This window comes from Thioclava sp. 'Guangxiensis' (assembly GCF_045348365.1).
GTDB classification, from domain to species: domain Bacteria; phylum Pseudomonadota; class Alphaproteobacteria; order Rhodobacterales; family Rhodobacteraceae; genus Thioclava; species Thioclava kandeliae.
Genome location: NZ_CP155822.1, coordinates 1,919,862 through 1,945,605 on the forward strand (window position 1 = coordinate 1,919,862; position 25,744 = coordinate 1,945,605).

General features: G+C 62.4%; 26 protein-coding genes and 1 tRNA gene. 11 read left to right on the forward strand and 16 right to left on the reverse strand.

Annotated features, from left to right (window positions below; translation table 11 throughout):
* Positions 1-2: 2 nt before the first annotated feature.
* A complete protein-coding gene (locus ABEB22_RS09545; protein ID WP_406870157.1) occupies positions 3-2,003 on the reverse strand; it encodes a glycosyltransferase family 2 protein in 2,001 nt (666 codons plus the stop codon).
* A 130-nt stretch (positions 2,004-2,133) separates the two neighbouring features.
* Positions 2,134-3,285, reverse strand: coding sequence for a glutamine-hydrolyzing carbamoyl-phosphate synthase small subunit (carA, locus tag ABEB22_RS09550; RefSeq protein ID WP_350936949.1), 1,152 nt, complete (start codon positions 3,283-3,285; stop codon positions 2,134-2,136).
* 168 nt (positions 3,286-3,453) lie between these two features.
* Between carA and ABEB22_RS09555 the strand changes: the two genes are divergently transcribed.
* From ABEB22_RS09555 to ABEB22_RS09565, 3 genes are all read left to right on the forward strand, one after another.
* Positions 3,454-3,915 (forward strand): GatB/YqeY domain-containing protein, encoded by a 462-nt coding sequence (locus ABEB22_RS09555; protein ID WP_339113128.1) that lies wholly within the window; start codon positions 3,454-3,456, stop codon positions 3,913-3,915.
* 166 nt (positions 3,916-4,081) lie between these two features.
* A complete protein-coding gene (locus tag ABEB22_RS09560; RefSeq protein ID WP_339113127.1) occupies positions 4,082-4,255 on the forward strand; it encodes a DUF3008 family protein in 174 nt (57 codons plus the stop codon).
* A 98-nt stretch (positions 4,256-4,353) separates the two neighbouring features.
* Entirely contained in the window at positions 4,354-4,755 is a 402-nt protein-coding gene (locus tag ABEB22_RS09565) for a hypothetical protein (RefSeq protein ID WP_339113126.1), read from the forward strand.
* A 7-nt stretch (positions 4,756-4,762) separates the two neighbouring features.
* On the opposite strand, the gene ABEB22_RS09570 is transcribed toward ABEB22_RS09565, so the two are convergent.
* The 3 genes from ABEB22_RS09570 to lipB form a co-directional block, all read right to left on the reverse strand.
* The gene (locus ABEB22_RS09570) at positions 4,763-6,292 is read right to left on the reverse strand and encodes a cbb3-type cytochrome c oxidase subunit I (protein WP_406870158.1); all 1,530 of its coding nucleotides are present in this window, start codon (positions 6,290-6,292) and stop codon (positions 4,763-4,765) included.
* A 106-nt stretch (positions 6,293-6,398) separates the two neighbouring features.
* Positions 6,399-6,821 carry a c-type cytochrome gene (locus ABEB22_RS09575; protein ID WP_406870159.1) on the reverse strand — a complete coding sequence of 141 codons (423 nt, stop codon included), beginning with the start codon at positions 6,819-6,821 and terminating at the stop codon, positions 6,399-6,401.
* A gap of 93 nt (positions 6,822-6,914) precedes the next feature.
* Positions 6,915-7,583, reverse strand: coding sequence for a lipoyl(octanoyl) transferase LipB (lipB, locus tag ABEB22_RS09580; protein ID WP_406870160.1), 669 nt, complete (start codon positions 7,581-7,583; stop codon positions 6,915-6,917).
* Between the two features lie 176 nt (positions 7,584-7,759).
* On the opposite strand from lipB, the gene ABEB22_RS09585 reads away from it, so the two are divergent.
* A tRNA-Leu gene (locus ABEB22_RS09585) sits at positions 7,760-7,846 on the forward strand.
* Positions 7,847-7,987: 141 nt separating this feature from the next.
* Here ABEB22_RS09585 and ABEB22_RS09590 read toward each other — a convergent pair.
* Both ABEB22_RS09590 and cobT read right to left on the reverse strand, forming a co-directional pair.
* Entirely contained in the window at positions 7,988-9,793 is a 1,806-nt protein-coding gene (locus ABEB22_RS09590; protein WP_406870161.1) for an aminopeptidase P family protein, read from the reverse strand.
* Positions 9,793-11,667, reverse strand: coding sequence for a cobaltochelatase subunit CobT (cobT, locus tag ABEB22_RS09595; protein WP_350936925.1), 1,875 nt, complete (start codon positions 11,665-11,667; stop codon positions 9,793-9,795). The genes ABEB22_RS09590 and cobT overlap by 1 nt, the downstream gene beginning before the upstream one ends.
* 198 nt (positions 11,668-11,865) lie before the next feature.
* Between cobT and ABEB22_RS09600 the strand changes: the two genes are divergently transcribed.
* A complete protein-coding gene (locus tag ABEB22_RS09600; protein ID WP_406870162.1) occupies positions 11,866-12,444 on the forward strand; it encodes an NADPH-dependent FMN reductase in 579 nt (192 codons plus the stop codon).
* A 61-nt stretch (positions 12,445-12,505) separates the two neighbouring features.
* Here the strand turns inward: ABEB22_RS09600 and ABEB22_RS09605 are convergent, their stop codons facing one another.
* Together ABEB22_RS09605 and cobS are read right to left on the reverse strand one after the other, a co-directional pair.
* Positions 12,506-12,793, reverse strand: a complete 288-nt coding sequence (locus ABEB22_RS09605; RefSeq protein ID WP_339113119.1) for a hypothetical protein — start codon at positions 12,791-12,793, stop codon at positions 12,506-12,508.
* 104 nt (positions 12,794-12,897) lie between these two features.
* Positions 12,898-13,869 (reverse strand): cobaltochelatase subunit CobS, encoded by a 972-nt coding sequence (cobS, locus tag ABEB22_RS09610; protein WP_339113118.1) that lies wholly within the window; start codon positions 13,867-13,869, stop codon positions 12,898-12,900.
* Between the two features lie 209 nt (positions 13,870-14,078).
* On the opposite strand from cobS, the gene ABEB22_RS09615 reads away from it, so the two are divergent.
* The 3 genes from ABEB22_RS09615 (at position 14,079) to ABEB22_RS09625 (ending at position 16,001) form a co-directional block, all read left to right on the forward strand.
* Positions 14,079-15,056 carry a DUF808 domain-containing protein gene (locus ABEB22_RS09615; protein WP_339113117.1) on the forward strand — a complete coding sequence of 326 codons (978 nt, stop codon included), beginning with the start codon at positions 14,079-14,081 and terminating at the stop codon, positions 15,054-15,056.
* Complete coding sequence (locus tag ABEB22_RS09620; protein ID WP_406870163.1) at positions 15,053-15,445, forward strand: VOC family protein; 393 nt, start codon at positions 15,053-15,055, stop codon at positions 15,443-15,445. The genes ABEB22_RS09615 and ABEB22_RS09620 overlap by 4 nt, the downstream gene beginning before the upstream one ends.
* Positions 15,446-15,530: 85 nt before the next feature.
* The gene (locus ABEB22_RS09625; protein ID WP_406870164.1) at positions 15,531-16,001 is read left to right on the forward strand and encodes a DUF1203 domain-containing protein; all 471 of its coding nucleotides are present in this window, start codon (positions 15,531-15,533) and stop codon (positions 15,999-16,001) included.
* A gap of 69 nt (positions 16,002-16,070) precedes the next feature.
* Here ABEB22_RS09625 and ABEB22_RS09630 read toward each other — a convergent pair whose 3' ends face one another.
* The 6 genes from ABEB22_RS09630 to ABEB22_RS09655 form a co-directional block, all read right to left on the reverse strand.
* The gene (locus ABEB22_RS09630) at positions 16,071-17,681 is read right to left on the reverse strand and encodes a glucan biosynthesis protein (RefSeq protein ID WP_406870165.1); all 1,611 of its coding nucleotides are present in this window, start codon (positions 17,679-17,681) and stop codon (positions 16,071-16,073) included.
* Between the two features lie 106 nt (positions 17,682-17,787).
* On the reverse strand, positions 17,788-18,678 hold the full coding sequence (locus ABEB22_RS09635; RefSeq protein ID WP_406870166.1) for a LysR substrate-binding domain-containing protein: 891 nt from the start codon (positions 18,676-18,678) through the stop codon (positions 17,788-17,790).
* A gap of 16 nt (positions 18,679-18,694) precedes the next feature.
* Entirely contained in the window at positions 18,695-19,690 is a 996-nt protein-coding gene (locus ABEB22_RS09640) for a YeiH family protein (protein ID WP_406870167.1), read from the reverse strand.
* Positions 19,691-19,849: 159 nt separating this feature from the next.
* The gene (gene arsC, locus ABEB22_RS09645; protein ID WP_339113111.1) at positions 19,850-20,185 is read right to left on the reverse strand and encodes an arsenate reductase (glutaredoxin); all 336 of its coding nucleotides are present in this window, start codon (positions 20,183-20,185) and stop codon (positions 19,850-19,852) included.
* The gene (locus tag ABEB22_RS09650; protein WP_339113110.1) at positions 20,176-21,234 is read right to left on the reverse strand and encodes a quinone-dependent dihydroorotate dehydrogenase; all 1,059 of its coding nucleotides are present in this window, start codon (positions 21,232-21,234) and stop codon (positions 20,176-20,178) included. The genes arsC and ABEB22_RS09650 overlap by 10 nt, the downstream gene beginning before the upstream one ends.
* Positions 21,235-21,570: a DUF952 domain-containing protein gene (locus tag ABEB22_RS09655; RefSeq protein WP_350936906.1), complete on the reverse strand. Its 336-nt coding sequence runs from the start codon at positions 21,568-21,570 to the stop codon at positions 21,235-21,237.
* Positions 21,571-21,717: 147 nt separating this feature from the next.
* Between ABEB22_RS09655 and ABEB22_RS09660 the strand changes: the two genes are divergently transcribed.
* The 3 genes from ABEB22_RS09660 to ABEB22_RS09670 all read left to right on the forward strand — a co-directional run bounded on the left by ABEB22_RS09660 (position 21,718) and on the right by ABEB22_RS09670 (position 25,125).
* Positions 21,718-23,310, forward strand: coding sequence for a bifunctional metallophosphatase/5'-nucleotidase (locus ABEB22_RS09660; protein WP_339113108.1), 1,593 nt, complete (start codon positions 21,718-21,720; stop codon positions 23,308-23,310).
* Between the two features lie 67 nt (positions 23,311-23,377).
* Positions 23,378-24,631, forward strand: coding sequence for a glycerate kinase (locus ABEB22_RS09665; protein ID WP_406870168.1), 1,254 nt, complete (start codon positions 23,378-23,380; stop codon positions 24,629-24,631).
* Between the two features lie 71 nt (positions 24,632-24,702).
* Positions 24,703-25,125 (forward strand): OsmC family peroxiredoxin, encoded by a 423-nt coding sequence (locus ABEB22_RS09670; protein ID WP_406870169.1) that lies wholly within the window; start codon positions 24,703-24,705, stop codon positions 25,123-25,125.
* A 74-nt stretch (positions 25,126-25,199) separates the two neighbouring features.
* Here ABEB22_RS09670 and ABEB22_RS09675 read toward each other — a convergent pair whose 3' ends face one another.
* Positions 25,200-25,694 carry a DUF6869 domain-containing protein gene (locus ABEB22_RS09675; RefSeq protein WP_350936899.1) on the reverse strand — a complete coding sequence of 165 codons (495 nt, stop codon included), beginning with the start codon at positions 25,692-25,694 and terminating at the stop codon, positions 25,200-25,202.
* Positions 25,695-25,744 lie beyond the last annotated feature (50 nt).

The window sequence follows — 25,744 nt, forward strand, 5'->3', positions numbered from 1 at the left end:
ACTCAGTTGATCCACGGCGCGCGTTTCGGACGTGGAGGGCTGGCCTGCATGGCCGGAGCCTGCTCGTTGGTGGTGCCCGGAAGCGTGATATGGAGATCGAAAATCCCGTGGGTCGTCTTGTCCCAGTAGAACGGCTTCTCGATGAGTTCGTAGATCGCCTTCCATGCCGCAAGCGCGCCGAGCGGAAAATAGAGCTGCATCGTCGGCACCCATGGGATCAGAAACCGGTGGCTTTCGCCGCGGACCGCCCAGACCGCGAGGCATATATTGACCAGCTCGGCGGTGATGAACCCCGCCACCAGTAGTTTGATCTGGAACGGGCTCAGCAACATCTCGATCGGATGCGGCAGCCCGAAGACCATCAGCCAGAAACTCCACAGAAACGGCGCCAGCACATATTGCGAGAGTGATCCCAGAAACATCACCTGAAACGCCCAGAACCGACGGGGCCCGAGATCGCGCATCAGGCGCTTGGGGTCGCGCATATGCACGGCCCATGTGATGGCATAGCCTTTGAGCCAGCGTGAGCGCTGCTTGATCCATGGCAGCATCCGGCAATTGGCCTCTTCCTGTGTAACCGTTGACACCAGTTCGGTGCGATAGCCCTTGCGGGCCAGCCGGACTCCCAGATCGGCATCCTCGGTCACGTTATGCGCATCCCAGCAGCCCAGATCCTCCAGCACCTTACGGCGGAAAAACAGTGTCGTGCCGCCCAGCGGCACCACGAATCCGGCTTTTGCCACACCGGGCAGGATCATCCGGAACCATGTCGCATATTCGATAGTGAAACAGCGCGAGAGCCAGTTCGTCGAGGGATTGTAATAATCGAGCACGCCCTGCAGGCAGGCGACATCGGCGGGTGCATGGGCAAAGCGCCGCGCGATGGTGTGCAGCTGGTCGGGATGGGGGGCGTCCTCGGCATCATAGACGCCGATGATGCTCCCGCGGCAGAAATTGAGTGCATAGTTCAGCGCACGCGGTTTGGTCCTGATCGGCCCGTCGGGCACCGGAAGGACGCGCATCCAGCGCGGTAGATCGGCGCGGGCCAGCGCATCGCGTGTCATATGGTCGTCCTCCTCGACGACCAGCACCAGATCAAGGAGCTCGCGCGGATAATGCAGGCGCGACATCCGTGCCACCAGCCGCGGCGCGATATCGGGCTCGCGGAACATCGGCACCATGATGGAGATCACCGGCAAGCGGTCGGGGGCTGCCACTCCCGTCGTGGGCAGGCTGTCCTTGTGGCGGATCTGGGTGATGCCGGCCCAGAGTTTGAGCCCCGTGGTCAGGAGAAGGGTAAGGATCGCCCAGGCGGTGATGATGGAAAACACCACCAGCGGCATCGCGATCAGCCCCAATGCCGTGCTGAACAGGAGGCCGAAGAGGAAAACCGCGGCGCGGCGCTCGTCGCGCAGGCGGCAGCTCATTTCCGAGGCGACGCGCGATTCGGCGCGGCGGATCATATGGGTCTGTCTGCGCGCCAGCAGACTGTCGGTGATGGCGCGCTCGGTCGAGATCACCATCCGGTAGGGACCATAGGCTTCGGGCAGTTCCTTGCGGATCTCGTCAAAGAGATCGGGATGGGCGGAGGCCACGAGCGTCACGCCACCCACCCGTTTGACCGGCGCGATGACCTTGGTGCAGCACAGCTCGGCCCCGATTGCGTCGATCAGCCGTGGATCGGGCGGATCCTGCGCCAGATCATAGGGGCTGGCGTTCCATTGCTGGGCCAAGGCGTCCATCAGCTGGGTCTCGGTGATCCAGCCATGGGCGATCAGGATATCGCCGAGCCGCGCCTCCTCGCGCCCGCGCAGCGATACCGCTTTCAGTAGATCCCCCGGGCTGAGATAGCCCATATCGACAAGGATCTGGCCAAGTGGCGTGCGGCCGATCTGTGCCCGCCTCGGCGGTGGCACGCGCCGCTTGGGCTTGGCCAGCCGCGCGGTCAGGTCGGACAGATTGTCCGAGGATACGGCCTTCTGACCGTAGAGAGTCGTTTTCATGCGTTCGCCCCCAGGCTAAAACTGAGGACAAGATTTCGCCTAAAAGTTGAATCAATCGTTAACTACAAATGAAAAGGGCGTTTTCCATCACGGGAAAACGCCCTCCAAGCTGTGGATAACTCTGTGGGGATTATTTCATCGCGGCGATGAAACGGTCGAACAGATAGTAGCTGTCCATCGGGCCCGGGCTGGCTTCGGGGTGGTATTGCACGGAGAAGACCGGACGGCCTTCCATAGCGATCCCGCAGTTCGAGCCATCAAACAGCGACACATGGGTTTCGGTCACACCTTCAGGCAGCGTCTGGCTGTCCACGGCGAAACCGTGGTTCATCGAGGTGATCTCCACCTTGTTGGTGGTGAGATCCTTCACGGGGTGGTTCGCGCCGTGATGGCCGTGGTTCATCTTGATGGTCTTGGCACCCAGAGCCAGCGCAAGCATCTGGTGTCCAAGGCAAATCCCGAAGACCGGTAGGTCGGTCTTAAGGATGTCCTTGATCATCGGCACGGCATATTCACCGGTCGCGGCAGGGTCGCCCGGACCGTTCGACAGGAAGACCCCATCGGGGTTAAGCGCGAGGATCTCCTCGGCGGTCGCGGTCGCGGGAAGCACGGTCACATCGGCGCCGGCGGAGGCCAGGCAGCGCAGGATGTTGCGCTTGGCACCGAAATCGATGGCGACGACCTTCTTGCCTTCCTCGGTGCGCGGCGCGTAGCCATCCGGCCATGCCCAACGCATCTCGTTCCAGCGGTAGGATTGTGCACAAGTCACGTCCTTGGCGAGGTCGAGGCCGACCAGACCGGACCAGTCACGGGCCTTCTTGACCAGCGCCTCGATGTCGAAAACACCGTCGGGATTATGGGCAATGGCCACATTCGGGGCGCCCAGCTGGCGAATCGCGCGGGTCAGGCGGCGGGTATCGATGCCACCCACACCGATCCGGTTACGCTTCTCGAGCCAGTCCACGAGGTTCGAGGTCGCACGCCAGCTTGACGGCTCCGTCGGGTCCCATTTCACGACCATGCCGGCGGCAACCGGATCCTGGGTCTCGTCATCTTCCGCGTTCACACCGACATTGCCGATATGCGGGAAGGTGAAGGTAACGACCTGACCTGCATAGGACGGATCGGTCATGATCTCCTGATAACCCGTCATGGCGGTGTTGAACACGAGTTCCGCGACGGTTTCACCGGTGGCACCGAAGCCTTTCCCGTAGAACAATTGTCCGTCCGCCAGCGCGATCAGCGCGGTGGGTTTTTCGGATGACTGGTGGTTTGCAGACATGGCGCGACTCCCCGGGGCAAAATCTGCCGGAACCTACGAGCGTAGGCCCCAATGGTCAAGACCTCAAAGAGAAAACATGATATGCATTAAATACAATGGCTTAGCTGTATTGTGCCTTTGTGACGATCGGAGTATCCTGCCCTCTTGAACATGAAGAGGGGTTTTGCCGTGGACATGCGCGCAAAAATTAACGCCGCCTTGAAAGAGGCGATGCGCGACAAGGATCAGGCGCGTCTGTCGACGCTCCGTCTGGTGAATGCGGCCATCAAGGATCGCGAGATCGCGATGCGCGGCACCAGTGAGGAACACGAGATCACCGATGCCGACGTGATGCAGATTCTGGGCAAGATGGTGAAGCAGCGCCATGAAAGCGCGCGGGCCTATGAAGAGGGCGGGCGGCTGGAGCTGGCGGAGCAAGAGCTTTCCGAGATCAAGATCCTCGAGACCTTCCTGCCGCGCCAGCTCAATGATGACGAGGTCAAGGCGGCCATCGATGCGGCAATCGCCGAGATCGAGGCCAGCTCGATCCGTGATATGGGCCGTGTCATGGGCGTGCTGAAGGGCAAATATACCGGCCAGATGGATTTCGCGTCTGTCGGTCCGCGCGTGAAGGACCGGCTCTCGGCCTGACAGGCGTATGGGGCGGATGGAGATGGCGGCTTTTGCCGCCATTTTTTATGCGTATCACGCCGTATCCGGCACAAATCTGCCTAATCTTCAGGTTGTGTCGGAACCCATCTTTAATCCCTTCATTGGCATTCTTTAGTGACGTGTAAGAAAGGGTTGAAGGATGGATATGATTTCGGTTTTAAATGCCCGCGCAGCGCAGGTGGCTCTGGCGGCCCGCAAGGGCCTGCGTAAAGAACGCGACCTGCGGGGCATGTCGCGCGATATGTTTGACCAGTTGACGATTGGCGAACTGGAAGAGCTCGCGCATTCCGTGCTCCCGCATATGCTCGGCGGACATTGAGCGGCAGGCCGATCCCCGCCACCTTGCGAAGCCGTGACTTGCATTTGAAGCCCATGATCTTCACACCCCTTCCCCGTTAACTCAGCGGAAGGGGTCGTATGTCTGGCATGATACAGTGGAAGCCGATTGTGGGGGTTATGATGCTTGGCGCAGTGGCAGCCTGCACCAATCCGACGGGGCAGGTGCAGTCGGCCATGCCGGATCGCGAGATCCTGTCCTTCTCGAGCCAGAGCGGTGGCAAACTTGCCTATGCCTGCAGCAAGGGAGCGGACGAGCGGGAGACACGTGCCCGTGCACAGAAGGCCCATCAGGCCTATGAACACGAGATCGCTTCCTATGGTCCGGTCTTTGCCAAGACGCTGATCTCAGTGCTCAAGGCAGGTGTATCGAGCGGTGGATCGCTCGAAGCCAGCGTGAACCGCAAATCCGACGAATGGGCACGCTCTGCGGCGCTGACAGTCGAGCGCCAATACCGCTGTCTGCCAATTGGCCCTGCCTGAGTGGAGGCTAGAGCCGCGTCTCGAAACAATCCGCAGGCGGCGGTGAGGGCAGCGTCCATTCAGGGCTCATCTGCGCGTGAACCCAGACGGGCATCGCCTCCCTGCGGCCTGCCAGAAGGGTCCAGAGGATCGTTGCGATGAACAGCAGGAAAGACGCGAAGGACAGGAAGGTGCCTAGAGAGGAAAGCTGGTTGAGCAGAGCGAATTGCTGCGGATAGTCCAGTATCCGGCGCGGCATGCCTTCCTGCCCGAGAATCTGCTGCGGGAAGAAGGTCAGGTTGGTGCCAAGGAACATCAGCCAGAAATGCAGCTGTCCCATCCATTCGGGATAGGCGCGCCCCGTCATCTTGCCGATCCAGAAATAGATCCCCGCAAAGAGGGCGAAGATCGCACCGAGGCTCATGACATAATGCGAATGTGCCACCACGAAATAGGTGCTGGCATGGTCGATATCGAGCGGCGCGCCGCTTAGCAGCAACCCGCTCAGCCCGCCCACGACAAAGAGGAAGATGAAACCGAGAGCCCATAGCAACGGCGTGCGCCACAGGGGCCGCGCCTGCACCAGTGTCATCACCCAGGAGAACAGGATCACCAGCGTGGGAAGCCCCACGATCGTGGCCGCCAGCGTGAAGCCGCTTTCGGATCCCGCCATCAGCCCGCGGGTGAACATGTAATGCGCCCATGTGGCAAAGCCCAGAAGGCCGATCGCCAGCATCGCATAGATCACCGCTTTCTGGGCAAACAGGGGGCGCCCTGCGCAGGTGGTGACGATCTGCGAGACGATCCCGAAGCCCGGCAGGATGATGATATAGATTTGCGGATGGCTGAAGAACCACAGGATCTGGCGGTAAAGTTCGGGGTCGTCACTATGGATGATCCGGCGGTAGGCTGGGTCGAGCATCATGGTGATCGCACCCGCCAGCACCGGTAGCGCGCAGAGCACCATTGCCCCCGTCACAAGGATCGACCATGCGAAGGGCGAGGCGTTGTGCAAGGTGATGCCCGCGCCGCGCATGTTCAGCACGCTCGTGACCATATTGATCGCGGTCAGAATCGTCGAAAGTCCCATGACGAAGAGGGCCGCAATGGCGATAGGAGCAGTATGGGCCGAGAAGAGCGCGCCCACGCCCATCAGGCAGGCCAGCACATAGAGCTGGTAGGCGCTGCGGTTCATCCGCGGGAAGGCCAGCTCGGGTGCGCGCAGATGAAGTGGCAGGATATAGGAGCCGAAGCCCGCAAAAAGTCCGGGGATCGCCACGAAAAACATCATCAGCACCCCGTGCGAGGCGGCCAGCATTTCCCACAAGGCGGTATTGGGCGAACAGGGCGCCGTGCCGGGCCAGAGCCGTGTGCCTTCCGAGCACAGATACTGCACCCCCGGTTCCATCAGCTCGAGCCGCATATAGACCGTGAACAGCACCGAGATCAGCCCGACCACCAGCGCCGTCAGGAGATACAGGATGCCGAGCGTCTTGTGGTCGGAAAACCGCGCCGAGCCGATGGTCGCGGGCTGTGGGCTGGCGGTCTCTTGCGGCATGTCGGGTCTCCTGAAGGGCGGAATCGAGCCCGCAATACAGTCAAACCGCTCGAAAGGAAATGCCCGCCGGACGGGGCGGGCATCGGAAGGCGGGTTCGGGTCGCGCTTATTTCGCGACCGATTCCAGATAGACGGCGATATCGGCCTGACCGCTTTTGGCTTTGTAGGTCATTCCCGAGCGCGCCGAGCTGTCGCCGGTTTTCTCGCGCAGCCAGCCGGTCGGGTCGGTGATATAGGCTTCAAGCTCGGCCTTGGTCCAGACCAGACCCTGATCACCCAGAGATTTCAGCCCGTCCTTGTAGCGGAACCCTGCGAGGCTGCCGACCTTGCGCCCGATCACGCCATAGAGATTGGGGCCGACCTTTCCGCCTTTGACGATCGCCGATCCGTCGGGGGCGGTGATCGCATGGCAGGAGCGGCAGGTGCGGAAATCACTCTCGCCCTTCGCGGCATCCTGCGCGAAAACGGGGGTGGCGCAGGCCAGAGTTGTACCGATGGCGGCGAGTGTGGCATAACGGCTGATCTTCATCGCAAGGGTCCTTAGGTCAGTCCTCTGGCCGGTAGGCGGGCCACCGGACATGGTCGGTATGATAACACAATCAGTCCCGATATAGGTATTCACTTAGCGGGCATCAATTTCGCTAGGGTCGAAGATCTCGGGGAAATGCTCCATAAGGGCGGCGTCGATATCGCCAAGTTCCACCGGCAGGCCCAGATCGACAAGGCTGGTGACCCCGTGATCCTTGATCCCGCAGGGCACGATTCCCGTGAAATGCTCCAGATCCGGTTCGACATTGATCGAGATGCCGTGGAAGCTGACCCATTTGCGCAGCTTCACCCCGATCGCGGCGATCTTGTCCTCGGCCAGCGACCCGTCGATGCCGCGCGGACGGTCGGGGCGCTCGACCCAGACCCCCACACGGCCCTCGCGGATCTCGCCCTTCACGTTGAAATCGGCAAGCGCCGCGATGACCCAGTTCTCGAGCTTCTGCACGAAGCCGCGCACATCGCGGCCACGGCGGTTGAGATCGAGCATCACATAGGCGATGCGCTGGCCCGGCCCGTGATAGGTGTATTGCCCGCCCCGACCGGCCTCATAGACGGGGAAGCGGTCGGGATCGACCAGATCCTCGCGCTGTGCCGAGGTGCCCGCCGTATAGAGGGGCGGATGTTCGAGAAGCCAGATGGCTTCCTCGGCCTCGCCGGCATGAATCGCGGCCACACGGGCTTCCATGAAGGCCAAGGCCTCCTCATAAGCGACGGGCCTGTCTGAATGTATCCACTCTACCATGGCATCCTCCGGAATTTCCCCTGATGTCGCGCTTTCGGGGCAAGGATGCAAGCCCGCAAACCCTTATAAAAAAGGGGGAACGGGCGGAGATCAAAGAAAAAATCATCAAAGTGCATTTTTCCTCTTTTCAACGCCCGCGCCACCCGCTAGATAGCCCTCACCAAGCCAGAGACAGTGCGGTCGTGGCGGAATTGGTAGACGCGCAGCGTTGAGGTCGCTGTGGGGTAACTCCCGTGGAAGTTCGAGTCTTCTCGACCGCACCATTCTCCGGATGGAGAAGCAAAAGCCCCTTCGTGGGGCTTTTTGCTTTTCCGGGTTTCGGTATGTCCAGTCCCGATAGGCGGCCTCGCAACGTAAAAAACGGGGCAAAGAAAAACGCGGCCCGAAGGCCGCGTGATATAGGGTCAGATCGGCGCGCAGGCCTTCTCCATCCAATCCCGCGTCGCGGGCGAGACATGCGGCCCGATCCTCTCCAGACAGTCCGCGTGATAGGCATTGAGCCAGTCGCGCTCGGGCGGGTCCAGCAGATCGACCAGCACGGGACGGGTGTCGATCGGCACCCATGTGAGGGTCTCGAAGGCCAGCATCCGGCGGCTCTCGTCGGCCTCGGGGGATTTTGCGGCCTGAGTGGCCAGAACCAGATTCTCGATCCGGATGCCGAACGCGCCATCGCGGTAATAGCCCGGCTCGTTTGAAAGAATCATGCCCGTTTCAATGGGCAGGGTCGAGGCGCGCGAAATCCGCACCGGCCCCTCATGCACACACAGCGCCGCGCCCACACCATGGCCGGTGCCGTGGTCATAATCCTGACCGGCCTGCCAGAGCGGCATCCGCGCCAGCGCATCCAGATGGCTGCCGGCCACGCCCTCGGGCCATTGCGCCATCGAGAGCGCAATCATGCCTTTGAGCACGCGTGTATAGGGTGCGCGGGCCTCCTCGGGGACCGGACCCACGGCAATGGTGCGTGTGATATCGGTGGTGCCATCCACATATTGCCCGCCCGAATCCACCAGAAGCAACTCGCCCGTATTCACGGGACGGTCCGTCTTTTCGGTCACACGGTAATGGACGATGGCCCCGTCGGGTCCCGCGCCGCAGATCGTATCGAAACTGATCTCGGTCAGGGCATTGGTGGCGCGGCGGGAGTTTTCCAGCGCGGTCACCACGTCGATCTCGGTCAGATTGCCCTTGGGGGCCTCCGCATCGAGCCATGCCAGAAACTCGGCCATTGCACAGGCATCGCGGTGATGGGCGGCTTTCATGCCCGCGATCTCGGCGGCATTCTTGCGCGCTTTGGGCAGAACGCAGGGATCGGAAGCATAATGCGGCGTGGCGCCGGCTTCCGACAGGATCGGTCCGACCGCATAGGGCGCGGTGGCCGGATCAACCAGCACCGATCCCGATTGCGCGCAAAGCGCCGCGCCGAATTGATCGGGTGGGCAGAGCGTTACATCCCGGCCCAGTCCGGCCAGCAGCTCGGGCGAGAATTTGGCAGGCTCGGCAAAGAGATCCACCCTGCCATCCGCTTGCAGGATTGCAAGGCATTGCACCAGCGGATTGCGGGCAATGTCATCACCGCGGATATTGAGGAGCCAGCAGATGGAATCGGGTTGAGTCAGAACGGCCGCCGTGTCGCCGGCATCCTCCAGAGCCGCACCCAAGCGCGCGCGCTTGTCGGCCGAAGATTCGCCCGCAAATTCCGGCGGATGCTGGCGGGCAGGGGCCTGCGGCGGGGCAGGGCGGTCCGTCCAGATCTCGTCGATAGGGTTATCCACAGGCACCAGCGTCACGCGCGTCTTGGCCAGCGCCTTACGGATCGCCTCGATCTCGCTATGGGTATGCAGCCACGGATCAAAGCCGATCTGGCCCTCGGCCAGATGCTCGGCAATCCACGCGCCTGCCTGTGTCTGTGGCCAGTTGACCGGCGTATAAACGGCCAGATCCACCTCGGAACGCACCTGGACACGGTAGCGCCCGTCGATAAACACGCCCGCAATCTCGGGCAGCACCACACAGAAGCCCGCCGAGCCGGTAAAGCCTGTCAGCCAGCCAAGCCGTGCATCGCGATCAGCCACATATTCGCCCTGATGGATATCGGCGCGCGGCACGATGAAGCCCGCAAGTCCGCGTGAGGCCAGCACATCGCGCAGGGCCGCCAGACGGGGTGCCCCTGTTTCGGGGTTCGTCTTGACCGTGAAATCCTGAAACATCAGCCGACCTTCCGCATGCCCAGAACACGCGCGCGCTTGCGCGGATCGGCGTCAAAGAGGCCCGCCAGCTGTTCGGTCATGGCGCCGGCCAGTTCCTCGGCATCTGAGATCTTGACGGCGCGGTTGTAATATTTGGTCACGTCATGGCCGATCCCGATGGCCAGCAGCTCGACCGCGCGGCGTTTCTCGATCATGGCGATCACATCATGCAGATGCTTGTCGAGAAAATTGGCAGGGTTCACCGAGAGCGTGGAATCATCCACTGGCGCCCCATCCGAAATCACCATCAGGATCTTGCGCGCCTCGGAGCGTTTGGCGATGCGCTTATGCGCCCATTCGAGCGCCTCGCCATCGATATTCTCCTTCAGCAGACCCTCTTTCATCATCAGACCCAGATTGGGCCGCGCACGGCGCCACGGCGTGTCGGCGCGTTTGTAGATGATATGGCGCAGGTCGTTCAGACGGCCCGGTTGCTGCGGACGGCCCGCATTGAGCCACTCCTCGCGGCTCTGGCCGCCTTTCCACGCCCGCGTGGTAAAGCCTAAGATCTCCACCTTCACATTGCAGCGCTCCAGCGTGCGCGCCAGAACATCGGCACAGATCGCGGCAATCGAGATCGGGCGCCCGCGCATGGAGCCCGAATTATCCAGCAGGAGCGTCACCACCGTGTCGCGGAATTCGGTGTCATGCTCGATCTTGAAGGACAAAGGCGTGGTCGGGTTGGCCACGACGCGCGCAAGACGGCCCGCATCGAGCATGCCTTCCTCGCGGTCGAATTCCCACGAGCGGTTCTGCTGGGCCTGCAGACGGCGCTGCAGCTTGTTGGCCAGCCGCGAGACGGCACCTTTGAGCGGTTCCAGCTGCTGGTCCAGATAGGCGCGCAGGCGTTCCAATTCGGCCACTTCTGCCAGATCCTCGGCCATGATCTCTTCGTCGAACTCGGTGCGGAAGACCGTATAATTCGGGTCAGCATCGGAGGCGGCAGGGGGTGGTGGAGGCTCAAGGGCGGCGTCGGGGTCGGGCATTTCGACCTCTTCGCCATCGGCAGGGTCGGCCAGTTCCTCGGTCGACGTTGCGGCCTGCTGCTGGTCCTGCGTTTCTTCCTGCGCACGCTCGGGAGAGGCGTCAGCATCTTCCTGATCCTGCTGCTCCTGTTCTTCCATCTCGCCGCGATCATTCTCGGGGGCGGCCTCCTCGGCATCATCCCCGTCATCGCCCATCTCGTCATCCGGGTCATCGCCCAGCTGGTCGCCATAGCCCAGATCCGAGATCAGCTGACGCGAGAATTTAGCGAATGCCGTCTGGTCGGCCAGCACATCCTGCAGCTTGTCGAGATTGATCCCCTGTTGCTCCATGAAGGGTTTCCACAGGTCGAGGATATTCGAGGCGCCGGGGGGAAGGGGGCGTCCCGTGGCCATCTCGCGGATCATATAGCCCGCGGCCACATGCAAGGGCGCTTCGGACTGGTTGCGAATCTGGTTATAGCCCTTGCGCAGCGCCTCATGCGAGATCTTGACGTCGATATTGGAGAGCGTGCCCGGCATGTCGCGCGCGCCCAAGGCCTCGCAGCGGGCAAATTCCATCTCTTCATACAGCGCCGCGGCCATATCGCCCGAGGGGCGGTAGCGCCCGTGGGTGCCCGCATCGTGATGGCGCAGACGCAGCGCCAGCTGGTCGGCGGTGCCGCGGGCCAGCAGGACCTCGTCGCGCGTCATCCTGCGCGAGACCTGCGGCAGGCGCATCGTATCGCCCGTCGAGCCGGAAGGGTCGACCGTGTAGCTGACCGTCAACTCAGGGCGGTCGGCCATGGTTTTGGTCGCCTCGGCGAGGGCTTTCTTGAACGGATCGGCGGGGTTGTCGATTGGCTTGCTCATGCCCAAGATAAAGCACCACGTCTGGCCCTTCGCAAGAGGAGAAGCGCGGCCTGTGTGCCGCAGGTCGGATGGGCAGGTGCCAGGCCTGCGCAAGCTTCGTGCGGCTCTGCACCGAACTGGGGGTTGCCGCCACATTTCTGCACGTTAACTTGGCCAGCAACGGGGGCGGATATGCCCCGGCATATATAGGAGATACCAATGGCAGATCCGTTGAAAATCGGCGTTATCGTCGGCACCACCCGCGAAGGCCGCTTTGCAGATGTCGTGACCGAATGGTTCATGGACAAAACCGCCAACCGCCAGGCGTTCCAGTTTGAGCTGATCGATCTGCGCGATCATGTGCTGCCGCATTTCGAGGAATCGATGGCGCCGGCCTATTCCGAGCCCGAAGGGGGCGCGAAGGGTAAATGGAACGATCTTCTGAAGGGCTATGACGGGTTCATCGTGGTCACGCCCGAATATAACCACTCGATCCCGGGTGTTCTGAAAAACGCCTTCGATTACGCCTATACCGGCTGGCGCCGCAAGCCGCTGGGGATCGTGGGCTACGGTCCGTCGGGGGCGATGCGCGCCGCCGAGCATCTGCGTGTGATCGCGATCAATTTCGGCATGGTGCCGGTGCGCGGCGCGGTCCATATCGCGGGGGCGGATTTCTTTGCCAATATGACCGAGCGGGACGCCAAAGCCTTCCCCGATCATATCGACCCCACGCTGGACGAGCTGCTGGGCGATATGGAGTTCTGGGGCAACCTGACGAAGCCCGCGCTTCAGGGCTGAGGCCGAGCGCCGCAGTCAACGGGAAAGGGTCCGGTGCTTCCGGACCCTTTTTCAATGCGCGTTAGCGTCCGGGCAGGCGACGTTCCAGCACAAGGATCTCGTCACATTGCTCGACCTTGCGGGGCTTGTAGCTTTTCTGCGGGATCAGCATCGCATGCATCGAGGGCACATGCGGACCGCGATAGCCATTCATGGCTTCGGAGGCCAGATTGGCATCGGTAAACCGATCGTTTTCGAGATAGAGTGTCTGGCATTCGCGCAGAACATCGCGGGCCGCATATTGTGGCTCGCAGGCGGCCAGAAGACCGGCGATAGAGAGACTGAGGGCAAGGCGCATGTAAATCATCATGCGCAGAGCTTCGCCGGTTTTGCTTTCCAAACCGTAAAAAAAGCCGGAGCAGAGGCTCCGGCTTTCCAGATTTTCAGGCCCTGTGAGGGCCGCGCTCAAGGCGATCAGATCGCGATCGAGGCCGCGCTCTCGGGCAGTTCCTCATCGAACAGGCGCTGGTAGAACTCGGCCACGGTCTGGCGCTCGAGTTCGTCGCATTTATTGAGGAAGGTCAGGCGGAACGCATAGCCCACGTCGTTGAAGATGCGCGCATTCTGCGCCCATGCGATGACGGTCCGCGGGCTCATGACGGTGGACAGGTCGCCATTCATGAAGGCCGTGCGGGTGAGGTCGGCCACATGCACCATCTGGCTGATGGTCTTGCGGCCTGCCTCGTTGTTGTAATTGGGGTTCTTCGACAGAACGATCGCGGCCTCGGCATCGTGGCTGAGATAGTTCAGCGTGGCCACCAGCGACCAGCGGTCCATCTGGCCCTGGTTGATCTGCTGGGTGCCGTGATAGAGGCCGGTCGTGTCGCCCAGACCCACGGTATTCGCGGTGGCGAAGAGGCGGAAATAGGGATTCGGCGTGATTACCTCGTTCTGGTCCAGCAGGGTCAGCTTGCCCTCTGCTTCCAGAATACGCTGGATCACGAACATCACATCGGCGCGGCCTGCATCATATTCGTCGAAAATGATCGCGGTCGGATTGCGCAGCGACCACGGCAGGATGCCCTCGTGGAACACGGTAACCTGCTTGCCATCCACCAGCTTGATCGCATCTTTCCCGATCAGGTCGATCCGGCTGACATGGCTGTCGAGGTTGACCCGCACACAGGGCCAGTTCAGCCGCGCGGCGATCTGCTCGATATGGGTGGATTTTCCCGTGCCGTGATAGCCTTGAATCATGACGCGGCGGTTATAGGCAAAGCCTGCCAACACGGCCAGCGTGGTATCGCGGTCGAATTTGTAGGTCGGGTCGATTTCCGGCACGCGGTCGGTGCGCTCGGCAAATCCCTTGACCTTCATATCGCTGTCAATTCCGAAGACCTCGCGGACATCGATCTCTTCGGTGGGTTTTGCATTCATATCGAGCATTTCGGGCACCTTTCTTTTGGTCGCCGCTGTCTTGCTGCTTTGCGGCGCACAGCATGTCAGATCGAGTTGTGGAACATATCGCGGGGCGCTGCAAGGGCAAGGATGAATTGTGGACCCGCATACGGGTTTAGCGCGTTGCGCCTGCGCGGGTGAGACCATACTCTGATGGTTTGAGGCCCGCATGGCGGATAATGAGAGTGGAGAGACATATGAGCGGCCTTCTGGCGCTTCTGGATGATGTGGCGGGTATCGCCAAGGTGGCGGCGGCCTCCGTCGATGACGTGGCCGCTCAGGCAACCAAGGCGGGTGCGAAAGCCGCAGGCGCGCTGATCGATGATGCGGCGGTGACGCCGAAATATGTCCATGGCTTCGCGCCTGCGCGGGAATTGCCGATCGTGGGCAAGATCGCGCTCGGGTCGATCCGCAACAAGCTTCTGATCCTGCTGCCTCTGGCGCTGATCCTGTCGAGCTTCGCGCCTTGGGCGATCACGCCGCTTCTGATGCTGGGGGGGGCCTATCTGTGCTTCGAGGGTGCGGAAAAGATCTGGCATCTGTTCCACCCCTCCGAGGATCACGGCTCCGAGGAGACAGCAGGTGGCAAACAGAACAGCGCCCATCTCGAGGAGAAAAAGGTGAAAGGCGCGGTGAAAACCGATTTCATCCTCTCCGCCGAGATTATGACCATCGCGCTTTCGGCGCTGCCTGAGGGCGATCCGATCTGGATGGAGGCGATCACGCTGGCGCTTGTGGCGGTGGGGATCACGGCGCTTGTCTATGGCGGCGTCGCGATCATCGTGAAGGCCGATGATGTGGGGCTCTGGCTTGCCGAAAACGCGAAACTCTCGGGCACCCGTGCCTTTGGCCGCGGTATCCTTCATTTCATGCCGGTGTTCATGAAGGCATTGCTGATCGTGGGCACGGCGGCGATGATCTGGGTTGGCGGCAATATCCTGTTGCACGGGATCGCCGAGCTGGGCTTCCCGGCCCCCTATGACTGGATCCACCATCAGGCCGAGACGGTGTCCGAACATGTGGGCGAGAGCCTGAAAGGCCTGGTGTCCTGGGCGGTGACCGCCTTCTTCGACGGTATCTTCGGTCTGGTCTTCGGGCTGGTGCTGATGATCCCGCTGGCGACCTTCGTCATCAAGCCGGTCTTTGGCCTCTTCTCGAAGAAGGGCGCCGCATGAGCGACCGGCTGCGTCCGCACCATGTGGCGGTGATCGCCTCGGACTATCCGCGTTCCAAGCACTTCTATACGGAAGTGCTTGGAATGTCCGTCATCGCCGAGACCTATCGCGAGGCGCGCCAAAGCTGGAAGCTTGATCTTGCTATGGAAGGGGGCGTGCAGATCGAGCTGTTTACCTTCCCGAATGCTCCTGCGCGTCCCACGCGCCCCGAGGCGCAGGGTCTGCGCCATCTGGCCTTTGCCGTCGATGATCTGGATGCGTGGTGTGCCCGCCTTCAGGAGCACGGGGTCGAGGTCGAACCCGTCCGTGTAGACGAGTTCACCAATGCGCGCTTCACCTTCTTCCAGGACCCCGACGGGCTGCCATTGGAGCTTTACGAGAGCTCTTGACGCATGAGGTCTTTGCACAGGTTTCGGGTCGGCCAGCTGCGGGCATAGGGGCTAGGATCTTCGTGTCATATCCACGGAGACCCCGATGCCTTTCCAGATCCATGCCCTTCCCGTCGAACCCTTTGTCGAACTGTTCCAGCTGACCGATGAGGCGCTTGCCGCGCGCCGGATCTGCCGGATGCGGGTGACCGAGCGCGACGCCCTCCCGTGCCGTGTCAGCCTTGAGGATGCGCGGGCAGGCGAGACGGTCCTTTTGCTCAATTACGAACATCAACCGGCCCAGACCCCTTATCGCGCTTCTCACGCGATCTTCGTGCGTGAGGGCGTGGCGCGTGCCCAGCCGCAGGTGGGGGAGGTGCCACAGGCGCTGCGCCACCGGCTGATTTCCATCCGGCCCTTCGATCATGGTGATATGATGCTGGAGCCCGATCTGGTTTCAGGCGCTGATCTTCATACGGCTCTTGCAGGGATCTTTGCGGGCAATGATGCTGTCGCCTATGTCCATCTGCATTACGCCAAGGCGGGGTGTTTTGCGGCGCAGGCCCGCCCCGTCTGACATGTCGGGCATAGAAAAAGGAAGGCCTTCGCCTCCCTTTATGTGGTGGTGTGTCCTGATCGGCGTGGCTCAGCCGTGGCTGGCCAGCAATTCGCGCAGCTGCGAGGGGAAGAGCTGCAAAATCAGCGTCTCGGTCATCGCCTCGCCTTTGTTGTCCACATAGACGCGCAGGTCGATCGGATCGTTATTATCCGCCGCGATAGCCGAGAAATCGAGATCGAAGATCGCGCGCCAATAATCGGCACCCACCACGGGGAAGGCGGTCTGCATCGAGATCTCGCCCGCCGAGGTGGTGACATTGGGTTCCAGCCCGTCGGCGCGGCTCAGCCCCTGCAGGCCGGTGCTGTCCAGATCGCAGACGATCTTCACCGTGTTGGCGGGGCGGTCCTGTCCGGGCACACCACCAGTGCCGATCCGGATCGCAGTGAACTGCGCCTTCTCGCGCGGCACCGGCACATCCTTCACCCAGCTCAGCGTGTAATTCACGTTGAACTCGGTGCCGGTGGTGGCTGCGTCCGAGGGGGTCCAGAAGGCCACGATATTATCCATGGTCTCGTCATCGGTCGGGATCTCGATGAGGGTCACAGCCCCTTCGCCCCAACCCTCTTTCGGCTCGATCCATGCGGTGGCCCGTTTCTCGTAGAAAACACCATCATCCTGATATTGCGCGAAATCGCGTTCGCGCTGTGCAAGGCCGAAGCCTTTGACATTGGGCGAATGGAAGCTGTTGGCCATCACGCGCGGCGGGTTGTTCAGCGGTCGCCAGATCTTCTCGCCGCTGCCGGTATGGATTTCCAGCCCGTCGCTGTCATGCACCTCGGGGCGCCAGTCGGGGGACACCTGACGGTCATGTTTGCCAAACCAGTACATCGAGGTCAGCGGCGCGATCCCGAGCCGGTTCACATCGCCGCGCAGGAAGATATCGGCCGAGACATCCTGCACGACCCCGCCGCCCAGACGCGAGACGATCCGGTAGGCACCGGTCGCACGCAGGCTTTCGAGAAGCGCATAGGTGACAAAGCTGCCATCTTCCGGCTCTTCGAGCCAGAACCGGGTGAAACGGGGGAATTCCTCGGGGCCCTGGGCCACCGCCGTATCGAGCGCAAGGCCCCGCACGGACAGGCCGAACTGTCCCGAGTAGCCCGCCGTGCGCCAGTAGGAGGCCCCAAGGAAGGCCATCCAGTCGGCATTATGTTTGCGGTCCTGCACCGAGAAGCCCGCAAAGCCTTCGGTGTTATGCAGGTTCTGCGCAGGGCTGTCTTGGGGAATGGTGAAGTAGTCTTTGGAGAACGGCACCTCGCGTGCCATGTTGCCGTTCACCGAATAGATGTGGACCGGATCGGGGAAATACTTGCCGGGGAAGAAGAAATGCACGGGGTAATCATCGCCATTGCCCCAGAGCGCATGATCCTTGCGGAACTTGATCTTGCCATGCGCGTCATAATCGATGGCTTGGATGATCTCGGGGTCGGCCACCTTCATCGCGTTATAGGGCCCTTTGGAGAGGTCGCGGGCCATGTCGCGCAGCATGTCATAGGAGAAGGGCTCGGCTTGACCGAGCGCCATGCCGTGGGCAATTTCGTCGCTCTGGGCGCGCGCCAGCTCGGGCAGAAGGAAAAAGGCGCCGGTCCCGAGGGCGGAGGCGAGGACCTGACGGCGGGAGGGGTGAGAATATGTCATCAAATGCTCCGGATATCGTGCTCAGCCCGATAAGTGCGGCGATTTCGGCAAAGCGCAACAGAAGATCCTGTGAATGGGCAGGAACATGCTGGATTTCACGGGGATTCTAGCTCCGCGTTGCTGTTCCACCACCTGTTTTGCCGCGCAGAATGGCAGCAAGGGCGGCCTCGGCGCGGGTAAAGGGACGTTCGCGGTGACGCAGGAGCGAAAAGGGGCGTGGGGCCAGATCGAGCGCCACGCAGTCAAGCCGTCCTGCCGCCACCGAAGAGGCTACCACCATCTCGGAGAGGATACTCGCGCCAGCATCCGCCTCGACCGCTGCCCGCACGGCCTCGTTGGAGGGCAGCTCCAGCGAGGGGCTCAGATCGGCGGGGGCGATGTTCTGGCTCTCGAGCCAGCGGTCGAAGATGGCGCGTGTGCCGGAGCCGTGCTCGCGCAGCACCCAGTCCTGCGTCCGCGGGTCCAGAGGTTGGCCCGCTTGCGCCTTGGCGCGCACCAGCATCATCCGGTCGCGCACCAGCGGCTCGACGAGAAGCAGATCGTCATGGCACGCGTCCTCGATCACCGCCAGATCCGCCTCGAGATCGCGCACGGCCCGCGCCGCGGTCTCGGAATTGCTCAGCCGGATATCGAGCGTGATCCCCGGATAGGCCTGCCGGTAGCGTGCCAGCAGCGGCGGCAGCCAGTATGTGCCCGCTGTCTGGCTGGCGATGAGCCGCAGATGGCCTTGCGCAAGCCCCGCCAGATCCTCCAGCACCCGCTCGGTCCGGGCGGCATGAGCCAGCAGCCTGCGGGCCTCGGGCAGGAAATGGCGTCCGGCATCGCTGAGCACAATGCGCCGCCCAATCCTGTCGAAGAGCCTCACCGCATGGCGGGTTTCGAGCGCCGAGATCGCCGAACTGGTGGCGCTCGGGGTCAAGTTGAGCGCCTCTGCCGCACGGGTGATATGCTCGCGTTCGGCCACCGCCAGAAAGATCCGAAGCTGGTCGAGGGTCATGGCGCATGCCTTTCTGTCACTGGATGAGCGTTATCAATAACAGGCTGACGCCCGAGATGAAGAGCCATGCGGCGCCCCCCAGCAGCGCGGGGCGGGGACCGGCTGCCGCCAGTTTGCGCAGATCGGTCGAAAGTCCCATTCCTGCTAGGGCGATGGTCAGCAGGATCTGGTCGATCGTTTTGCTGGCTTCGACGGCGGGCAGGGGCAGCCAGCCAGTGGAAGAAATGGCGACCATCGCTACAAAGCCCATAACGAACCACGGCACCGGAGCGCCTGCGGGGGTGGTTGTCTGCCCGGTATTTCTGTTTCTCGTGCCGATCCCGAGGAGAAGCACCATCGGCGCCAGCATCATGACGCGGGTCAGCTTGGAAATAGTCCCGAAATGCCCTGCTGTATCGCCCCCCTGAAAGCTTGCCGCCACGACCTGCGCGACCTCATGGATGGAGGCGCCTGTCCACATGCCGAAGGCTTTGGGTCCGAGGGGTGTAAGCGGGGCGAGCAGCGGCATGAGCAGCATCGAGGCCGAGCCGAAGACCGTCACGCAGGCGATGGCATAGGCCACATCCTCCTCGCGCGCGCGGGTGACAGTATTGACGGCAATCACCGCCGAAGCCCCGCAGATCGACGTGCCAGCTGCGATAAGATCGGTGAGCCCGCGCGGGACGCCCATCACTCGCCCGAGCCAGCGTGTGAAGAAAAAGGTCGCAAGCAATGTGAGGAGGATGGTTGCGAGCCCGCCGGCCCCTATCTCGGCCACCTGTCCGAAGGTCAGCTGCAGGCCCAGAAGCACGATGCCCGCGCGCAGGATATAGCGTAGGCTGAACCCGATGCCTTCCGCGCAGGAGGGAGAGAGCGGGCGCAGCGTATTGAAGGCCATGCCCAGCATGATGGCAAGGATCAGGGGCGAGAAGGCCGAGAGGGCGGGCAGCGTGTGGAGCCCGAACGCCACTGCGGCAACAGCGACACAGAGGGCAAGGCCCGGTATAAGGGTGGGGCGGTTCTGCGCGATCATGGGGCATCCTCCGTCTGGGATGCCCTGATCATGGGGGAGACTGGCTTATCGGTCCAATTGAATGATCCGGATGTTTTGTTCGATCGGGTCGAACAGGGGCGCTGCCCCTCTGGCCCGTTCCGGGCCATTCACCCCGGGATATTTAGGGACGCTGGAAGATCAGAGGATTTCCAGCACCTGTTCGGGCGGGCGGCCGAGGCGCGCGGATTGACCGGTGATCAGGATCGGGCGCTCGATGAGTTTCGGGTTTTCGGCAAGCGTGGCGAGGATCGTGTCGTGATCCGCGTCGCGTTCGATCAGGCCCTTCGCGTCTTTCCAGCGGACAAGGGTGTCTGCGCTCTGGCCGAGCTTGGAGATGACGGCCTCCAATTCGGTGCGGCTGGGAGCATCTGTCAGGTAGAGACGGATCTCGGGGCTATGGCCCCGCGCCTGCAGCAGCGCGAGGGTCTCGCGGGATTTGGAGCAGCGCGGATTGTGCCAGAGTGTCAGAGCCATGCGTCGCGCCCCTTGCCGGTGGCGTCCGCGATATTGGCATAGCCGTCGCGTTCGAGAAGTGTGTCGAGACCGCGGGCGATCCGGTCCGCGAGCGAGAGCCCGTGATAGACGAGCGCCGAGTAGAGCTGCACCGCGGAGGCACCTGCGAGGATCTTCTGATAGGCGTCCTCGGCGGAGGAAATGCCGCCCACGCCGATCAGCGGGATCTGCCCATCGGTCGCCTGCGAGAGTTTCGCCAGCACGCGGGTGGATGTCTCGAAGAGAGGCGCACCGGACATGCCGCCCTTTTCCGGTGCATAGGGGCTTTGCAGCCCCTCACGCGAGAGGGTGGTGTTGGTGGCGATGATCGCGTCGATACCGGTGGTTCTGGCGACCTGTGCGATATCGTCAATCTCGGCATCCGTCAGATCGGGGGCGATCTTGAGGAAGACGGGGATCGGGCGGGTCAGCGTGTTGCGGGTCGCGATCACCCCCGAAAGGAGCGCCGTCAGGGCCTCGGCGCCCTGCAGGTCGCGCAGCTTCTCAGTATTGGGCGAGGAGACATTGACGGTGGCGAAATCGAGCCAGGGGCCTGCATGGGCCAGCACCTTGGCGAAATCGGCGGCGCGGTCCTCGCTATCCTTGTTGGCGCCCAGATTGAGGCCCACCGGAATGCCCGTGGGGCGGGCGGCAAGGCGGTGCGAGATGGGTTCCATGCCTTCGTTGTTGAAGCCGAAACGGTTGATGACCGCGCGGTCCTCGGTCAGGCGGAAGAGGCGGGGCTTGGGGTTTCCGGGCTGGGCGCGGGGCGTGGCAGCGCCCACCTCGATGAAGCCGAAGCCCGCCCGCATGAGGGGGGCCACGGCCTCGGCATTCTTGTCGAAACCTGCGGCAAGCCCCACCGGATTGGGAAGATCGAGACCCGCCACCTGCGTGGCAACGCGCGGACTGGTCCAGACGCCTTTCATCGGCACGAGGCCGGCGGCGAGGGCCTTGATCGAGAGGCCATGGGCGGTTTCGGGGTTCAACTGGTGCAGCGCGCGCAGGCCGAGGCTCTCGATCAAGGGCATTTACAGGGTCTCCGGAAAGATATGGCCCTCGGGGCCTTGGGGCAGGGGCATATGGGCGATCACATCCGCCATGGTCATATCGCGGTAAAGATGCGGGAAGAGCGCCCCGCCACGCGAGACCTCCCATCGGAGGGCGTTACCGAGAGTGTCGGCCTCAAGGCTGACCAGCACCAGATCACCGGCTTGGGCGAAATGCTTGGCAGCGGTCTCGCGCACCTGCTCGGCGGTCGAGATATGGATATAGCCGTCGGCGAGATCGATGGGCGCGCCCGAGGTCGATCCCTGCGATTGGAGAGCCTGCCATTCGGCGGGGCGGAAGATCTTGTATATAAGCATGGGTTTCACATGCCCAATGGCGCGGAAATAATCAATCTCTTTCACGAAAGCGGCGAAAATCGGCTTCACCTCGGGGCAATGTCACACAGAGTTTTGACAGTCCGGTCAAATTTGCGAGACTGGCGATGACCTGAGTGGAGGATTTTGATGTCTACAGGATTTCTGAAAACGCGCGTGGCGGGAATTGCGCTGATGGCGGGGCTTACGGCCGCAGGTGCTGCCCATGCCGATTATACGCTGACCATTCTGCACACGAATGATTTCCATGCACGCTTCGAACCGATCAACAAATATGATTCGACCTGTTCCACCGAGGATAATGACGCGGGGGAGTGCTTTGGCGGCACCGCGCGTCAGGTGACGGCGATCAGGGAGGCGCGTGCCAAGGCCGAGAACTCGATCCTCGTGGATGCGGGCGACCAGTTCCAGGGCACGCTGTTCTATACCTATTACAAGGGCAAGGCGTCGGCCGAGTTCATGGATATGATGGGCTATCAGGCGATGGTCGTGGGCAATCACGAGTTCGATGACGGGCCGGAGGTGCTGGGCAAATATATCGACGCGCTCGATTTTCCGATGCTGATGGCCAATGGCGATGTGTCGAAAGAGCCCGCGCTCGATGGCAAGATCAAGAAATCGGTGGTGCTTGAGGTGGGCGGGCAGAAGATCGGCCTGATCGGGACTACCGCGCAGGATAACGCGATCCTGTCGAGCCCGGGCAAGAACATCACCTTCTCGGAGCCGGTGCCTGTCATCAAGGAAGAGGTGGAAAAGCTCAAGGCCGAAGGCGTGGACAAGATCATCCTGCTGTCGCATTCGGGCTATTATGTGGATCAGGAAACCGCCAAGGCGGTGCCGGATTTGGATGTGATCGTGGGCGGCCATACCCATACGCTTCTGGGCGATATGGAGGGGGCAGAGGGGCCCTATCCGACCATGGTTGGCAAGACGGCGATTGTCACGGCCTCGGCGCATAGCAAATATCTGGGCGATCTTACGGTCACCTTCGATGATGCCGGTGTGGTCAAATCGACCGAAGGTCAGCCGATCCTGCTCGATGCCTCGGTCGCCGAAGACCCTGAGGCCAAGGCGCGTCTGACCGAGCTTGCCAAACCGCTCGAGGAGATCCGCCAGAAGGTGGTGGCGCAATCCACCGATGCCATTGACGGCTCGCGCGATGTCTGCCGCCTGAAGGAATGCCCGATGGGCGATCTGATGACCGATGCGATGATTGACCGTGTGAAGGATCAGGGCATCACCATCGCGATCACCAATGGGGGGGGGCTCCGGGCCTCGTTGCCGGCGGGGGATGTAACGATGGGCGATGTGCTGACGGTATTGCCGTTCCAGAATACGCTTGCCACATTTGACGCGAAAGGCTCGGTCATCGTGGCCGCGCTGGAAAATGGCGCGAGCCAGATGGAGGAGGTCGCAGGGCGCTTCTCGCAGGTGGGCGGGCTGAAATATACCGTGACGCCGTCGGCCGAGGCCGGATCGCGTATCTCGGATGTGATGGTCATGAAGGATGGAGACTGGGCGCCGATCGACCCCGAGGCCACCTATGGCGTAGTGACCAACAACTATGTCCGCGCGGGCGGTGATGGCTATGCCATGTTCGGGACCGATGCGACCAATGTCTACGACTATGGCCCCGATCTGGCAGATGTGCTGGCCGAATACATGGCTGCAAACGGGCCGGTGAAACCCTATACCGATGGCCGTATCACGGTTGCCGAGTGACATAACGGGGGGCAGGTGACTGCCCCCTTTTATATTGCAGGAGGTTTCCTTGGTTCCGAAAATACCGATGCCCGAACCCGTCGCCCTGTTGCACAGACTGTTCAACGCCGCCGTCGCCGCCGCCGATCCGATGATCTGCGTGCCCGAAGCGCTGGGCCCCAAACCCGACGGCCGCGTGGTGATCGTGGGGGCGGGGAAGGCCTCGGCGCGGATGGCCGAAGCGGTGGAATCGGTCTGGGGGCCCTGTGAGGGGCTGGTGATCACCCGTTACGGCTATGGCCGCCCGACCAAGGGGATCGAGATCGTCGAGGCTGCGCATCCGGTTCCCGATCAGGCGGGCGTCGAGGCCACGCGCCGGATGCTGGATCTGCTGGAGGGGCTGGGCGAGGATGATACGGTCATCGCGCTCATCTCGGGCGGTGGGTCGGCGCTTTTATGTGCGCCTGCGGGGGAGATTACTCTGGCCGAGAAACAGGCCGTGAACCGGGCCTTGCTGGAATCGGGTGCCACGATCGACCGGATGAATGTGCTGCGCAAACACCTGAGCCGCGTGAAGGGCGGGCAGCTGGCGGCTGCGGCCTATCCGGCCCGGATGCGCACGCTGATGATCTCGGATGTGCCCGGAGATGATCCGGCCTTCATCGCCTCGGGGCCGACCGTGGGCGATGCCACGACCTCCGCCGATGCACGCGCGATTGCCGATATGTTCAAGCTGGATCTGCCCGCATCTGTGCGGGCGGTGCTGGACGGGCCCACCGGTGTGGTGGCTCCGGGCGATCCGCGCCTTTCGCGTGCCACGACCGAGATTATCGCCGCGCCTAGCGTTTCGCTCGAGGCCGCGGCCGAGCTTGCGCAAGCCGAAGGGATCGGTGTCGAGATCCTGGGCGATGCGCTCGAAGGCGAGGCCCGCGATCTGGCCGCGAAACAGGCCCGTCTGGCGATGGATCTCTCGGCCAAGGGCACCAAGCCGCTTCTGTTGCTGTCGGGCGGCGAATGCACCGTGACCCAGAGAGGCAAATCGGCCACGGCCAGTGGCGGGCCGAATGCCGAATATATGCTGGGGCTGGCGCTGACGCTTGCGGGCGCACCGCGGATCTGGGCGATGGCCTGCGATACCGATGGGGTGGATGGCTCGGCGGAGGTGGCGGGCGCATGGGTGGGCCCCGGCACGCTGACCCTTGCCCATAGGCTGGGTGTGAGCGCCCCGGAGGCGATGGCCGTGCATGACAGCCACGGGTTCTTCGCCGCTCTTGGGCAGCAGGTCGTGCCGGGCCCGACGCTGACCAATGTAAATGACTTCAGGGCAATCCTTATCCTTTAGCCGGGGATGGAACAGGAGGGCAGGCGGCGGCGTTATCCATGCAAGTTACACAAGTTCTGAAGGAGACAGATATGATCGTCAAACGCGGCTCCGCCCATTGGGAAGGCACCATCAAAGAGGGCAAAGGCACCGTTTCGACGCAGTCGAAAGCCCTCGATGCCCAGCCCTACGGCTTCAACACCCGTTTCGAGGACAAGCCCGGCACCAATCCCGAAGAGCTGATCGGTGCGGCCCATGCGGCCTGTTTCTCGATGGCGCTTTCTGGCCAGCTGACCGGTGCGGAGATTACCGATGCGGTGATCGAGACCACCTCGAAAATCTCGATGGATAAGGAAGGTGACGGCTTTGCCGTGAAATCCTCGGAGCTGACCTGCAAGGTCACCTCGGCGGGCGATGCCGAAAAGATCCGCGCGGCGGCAGAGGCGGCAAAGGCCGGTTGCCCGATTTCGAAACTTTTCAATTGCGAGATCTCTCTGGATCTGACGGTCAACTGATCCGTCCCGCCCGAGAGATGCAGAACGCCCGCCGGATTGGCGGGCGTTTTTCTATGTGTGGATCAGATGGGGGATCAGGCGGGGCGCGGATCCGGCGGTGGCAACGGCCCGCCTCTGGTCAGACCCTGCGCCATCGCCTCGGCCCGCAGGCTGGCGATCCGCTCGATCACATGGCTCTGGGCGGCATCCGCTGTCTCGGCAAACTCGACTCCCGTCAGCACGAAACGCAAGCGCGGGGACTGCGCGGCCAGTGCCTCGAGCCGCTCGATCACCAAAAGGCCATGGGCGTTGATCACATCCTCCAACGGCCCTGCAGCCAGCATCACTGCCTCGGCAGGGGCCGACAGGCGGGGCAGGGCCAGCTCGATGAACTGCAGGATATGCTCGGGGTAATCGGTCAGCTCGAAGACACACAGTTCGGCCCAGCTGGCCTCCTCGGTCTCCGCCAGAGGCTTGCGCAGATCCTCGAGCCAGCAGGCCAGCAGCGCCTCGAGTGTCACGATATCGTCCGGCGCGGTTGCGGCATCGCAGAGGCGAGTGACCAGATCGGGGGGGAGAGGCGTCGTCATTCGCGGTTCTTTCTTTCGGGAACGGCCATTGGCGCGGTGGAGCGCCATAT